5 protein-coding genes are annotated in these 4,056 nt (G+C 42.5%); all 5 read right to left on the bottom strand.

Going from position 1 to position 4,056, the window contains the following annotated elements:
* On the bottom strand, positions 1–1,361 hold a 1,361-nt coding region (locus tag AB1488_05270; protein MEW6409506.1), incomplete at its 3' end, for a radical SAM protein.
* On the bottom strand, positions 1,358–2,764 hold the full coding sequence (locus tag AB1488_05265; GenBank protein MEW6409505.1) for an FAD-dependent oxidoreductase: 1,407 nt from the start codon (positions 2,762–2,764) through the stop codon (positions 1,358–1,360). The genes AB1488_05265 and AB1488_05270, both read right to left, overlap by 4 nt.
* A 78-nt stretch (positions 2,765–2,842) precedes the next feature.
* A complete protein-coding gene (locus AB1488_05260) occupies positions 2,843–2,983 on the bottom strand; it encodes a universal stress protein (GenBank protein MEW6409504.1) in 141 nt (46 codons plus the stop codon).
* Entirely contained in the window at positions 2,952–3,158 is a 207-nt protein-coding gene (locus AB1488_05255; protein ID MEW6409503.1) for a hypothetical protein, read from the bottom strand. The genes AB1488_05260 and AB1488_05255 overlap by 32 nt, the downstream gene beginning before the upstream one ends.
* A 10-nt stretch (positions 3,159–3,168) precedes the next feature.
* The coding region (locus AB1488_05250; GenBank protein MEW6409502.1) for a rhodanese-like domain-containing protein at positions 3,169–4,056 on the bottom strand (888 nt) is incomplete at its 5' end.

Here is a 4,056-nt window from a genome sequence, read left to right as displayed (position 1 = left end):
AAATCGTTTAGATTTCTAATACCGAGAGCCCTTCTCAGTAAAAATCCTGGTCTGGAATAAAATCTCCTGAAAGCAATAGACCGTAGTCTCATAATTTCTTCTCTCGTCATTGTAAATGGAACAAAAGCCGCCCCCTGATATGTAAAGTCCGTGAGTTCTTCTGAAACTGTTCCATACTTTTCGGCATTATCGTAGAGTTCTGTGCCTGGGAAAGGGGTGATAGCGTGGAAGTTTGCGATATCAGGATTTAACTCGCATGCAAAAACAATGGTTTTAAGCCCCTCTTCGAAGGTCTCTCCAGGTATACCAAAAATAAAGGGGGTAAAGACTTTAAGCCCAACATCCCTTGCCCATTTTACGGCATTTCGTGTCTGCTCCAGCGTTATTCCTTTTCTGATTGTATTGAGGTTTTTCTGAACACCGCTTTCTGCCCCAAAGAGTATCGCCCAGCAGCCCCCATCCTTAAATGCCCTGAGCAGTGGTTTATCTACCTGATTTACACAGGCAGAGGCAAACCATGTGAAATCAAGATTCCTTGTCTTTATCTCCTGTGCCAACTGCATTGCCCTGTCGTAATCTGCGGCAAAGGTGTCGTCTATGAATTTTATCTCTCTGAACCCCTGTCTCAAACAGAGCTCTATTTCTGACATTACATTCTCCACACTGCGATAGCGAATTCCACTCTTCCTCTCTTTGTCTATCTGAAAACAGAAAATACATCTCCTGTTACACCCTCTTGATGTCAGCATGACAGCGACAGGCTTTTTTCTGTATGTTGCTGGTGGAGGAATATACAGATTCGTATCGCCTAAAAGTTCTCTGGCAGGGGAGGGGATGGAGTCAAGATTGCTTATTAAGTGTCTTGGTGGATTCTTTATTACCCTGTCACCATCTCTGTAAATTACACCCTTTACTCCCTCAAGGCTCTTTCCTCTCTGAATATTATCTATCATTTCAGAGACTGTTAGTTCACCTTCTCCGGTAACCACAGCATCAAACCATTCAGCGCCTTCATTCAGACAACGCTCCTGAGCCGCTATTGGATATGGACCTCCAGCACAGATAAATGTTTGACTATTAAGCCTCTTTATGTTACTTGCGGTCTTCCTCGCATTTTTCCATCCAAAGGTGGTCGAATATATCCCTGCGAACTCAGGCTTATATACCTCTACTTCTCTTAGTATCTCTTCATGTGTCATAAAGGCACCATTGAAAAACCTGACATCGTGTCCAGATCTCAAAAGGCTCGAAGCAACATAGAGTGTTCCCAATGGCTGCCAGTAATTGATCTGTGAACCTGCGGTTTTGGAAGAGAAAATATCTTCAGGTACCCAGGAAGGGATAATGAGGGCACATCTCATGTCTCTTCACCTGAAAATATATCAGACCTGTCATTTTTTATTATCCTCTTCGCTGCTTCTATCCCCGATTCTATCGCATGGTCCATATTATAGTACTTGAACATCCCTCCTCTGCCTGTAATATACAAGTTCTTGAACCTGCTCAGATAATCAAGTACTTTATCGTAGTATTCTTTATATCCGACTTCAAGTAAGGGATAGGCTTTTGGTAATCTTATTACAATGCTGTCTATAACCTCATTTCTATTAATGTATCCCAAGTGCTTCAGATGATGGATAGTACTCTCTGTTAGTTGTTTATCGTCTGCTCTCCATGTTTCGTCGTCCTCAAAACAGAAATGCTCTGCTACAATGAGTGTCTTGTCTGCTGGAGCCATTTTCATACTCCAGTTCTTGGGTTCATGAATTCTACCGAAGGGTATTTTTCGTTCTGGGATATATATCCAGGTCTGATCTGTGACCTTCTCACGATTCAACATAATTGCTACAATCACAAGGTCTCTATATCTGAGCATAGAGACTGCTGTGAGCACATCCTCTGGTGCGCTTGGATGTAACCTCTTGACTAATGTAGTCAGTGGTATACTGGATATAAATTTACTGCCTTCGAGAAGGCGCGTATTATCACAATTGCTTCGCGATCTTCGATTCTTGGCAATTACGCTTTCTATTCTGAAGTTATTATGGTTCAGCCGTATAATGTTGGTATCAGTAAAAACAGTGTTGACTTTATCTATTCCTTCTTTAAGTTTTTCTGAAATACGTCCAATTCCTGAAGAAGGATAGAGAAAATTATCGGCAAGGGTAGCTATATCTTTTCCGCTGAATCTAAAGAATGCATTTTTGATCGCTTTGCTTAGAGAAAGACCTTTGATGCGCTGTGCTACCCACTCCATGCTTATTCTGTTGCATTCTGTGCCCCATACCTTTTCACTGTATTCTTTGAAATAGAGGTTAAACATGGTGCGTCCAAAATTACCTACTACCCAGTCTTCGAGAGAGATATTAGCGCCGGGTTTTACAAGGTTTTTTAACCTTTCGATGCTGTAGTCAGAAATTATCTTTAAAGTGGTAGGTATGCCAAGATTGAAAATGGCGTTTGCAGGCTTGAGTGGATAGTCAAAATATTTGTTGCACAGGTAGATTTTGCTTTTCCGAGAAACTACCAATAATTCTCCGTCCAGCAGTTCCTTTACAAAACGCTCAATCCTTTCGTTTTTTGTGAAAAACCTGTGCCCCCCAAGATCAAATCTGAATTCACCTTTGGCAATCGTCTTTGCAAGACCACCTACTGTAGAATTGCTTTCAAATACTAAAACTCTCTTACCAGCGCTGGATAAAACATATCCAGAAGAAAGTCCTGCAAGACCTCCTCCTAATATGATGATCTTTTCGTCATTCAAACCTATTTCGTCCTCTCCCTAATTCTATCCCCCTCCCCTCAATCCCCTCCCACCACAGGGGAGGGGAACTCCTAAGGTCTATTTGACGAGAAGTACGGGAACCTCAGCATTATTAGCCACTTCTCTACTGACGCTTCCCATAAAAAGGTGAGAAACCCTTTTACCCCTGGAGCCGACAATTATCATATCAACCCCTTCTTCTTTTGCAGTCTTGACAATTTCTTCGGCTGGATGGCCTGTTTTGATAAGTGTTTTTAAATGACCTTCCTTCGAATTTTTCTACATACAACAAAATTATTGATTCAGGATTCATGCATTTACATACATGGGCAAAGGTGGAGACTGCTGCCTTTGTACCTTTAGTGTCATCTACTGCGATTAATATCTTCTGCATACTGACCCCCTTAGTCCCTTACCTTCTTTCCTGCTTCGATAGGTAGGGTCTCATCATTACCCCAGACAATCCAACTATCATGATAGATGGCAGGGTCTTTAAAACCTAAGTACCTCAGAATGAAATAAGAGAGGGAGATACGATTTGCTATATAACAATAAAGGACTGTCCTTTTGTCTTTATCGAGGCTTGCATAAAGCCTCTTAAGCTGGAATATAGGTCTGAGCTTGGCGGTCTCTAGGTCAACGAACTGGTAGAAATGGGGAACATTAAGTATTGTATTCGGGATACGGCCAGCCCGCCTTATCTTATCTCCTAAAAAGTGACCAGGAGGCGATCCGCCTTTACCTATGAATTCATCAGGTATCCTGCTGTCAACAAGCTGGGCATCCTCCTCTTTTTTTGCTATCTTTAAGACCTCCTCGGTGGTTGCGAGCTTCGCTTTTACCACATTTGCCTTGAATGTAGTTGGTGGAAGTTTATTGGGCTTTGTCTCAATGGGCTTGCCTTCAGACAGCCATACCCCAATCCCTCCATCAAGCACACGAACATCCTTATGCCCCAGCCATTCCAGATACCAGAATGGGACAAAGGAATAACCTGCGAAGATACCATAAAACCTGTCTCTTCTGACCTCCTCAGGGTCTTCTCTCTGGTCATAGAAGACTATGGTTTTGTCCATGCTAATGCCGGCCTTGCCGAGTTTCTTTTCGAGTTCTTCAACCCGCCCGAGCTTCAGTTCTTTTATTACGCCGATACCTTTTATCTCCAGGTCATCCCTGAAGAAGTCATTACAGGTCTCGCCAAGATGTATTGCAGTGGGAATATGCCCTTCATCGTAAAGATCTTTAGGACGGCAATCAACGACAATCCATTTGCCAAGGTTCTTCTCCAGATC

It is taken from the genome of Nitrospirota bacterium (genome assembly GCA_040756155.1).
Classification (GTDB): domain Bacteria; phylum Nitrospirota; class Thermodesulfovibrionia; order JACRGW01; family JBFLZU01; genus JBFLZU01.
Note: the sequence above shows the minus strand (reverse complement) of the source record. Positions and strands in the feature narration are given on the sequence as shown.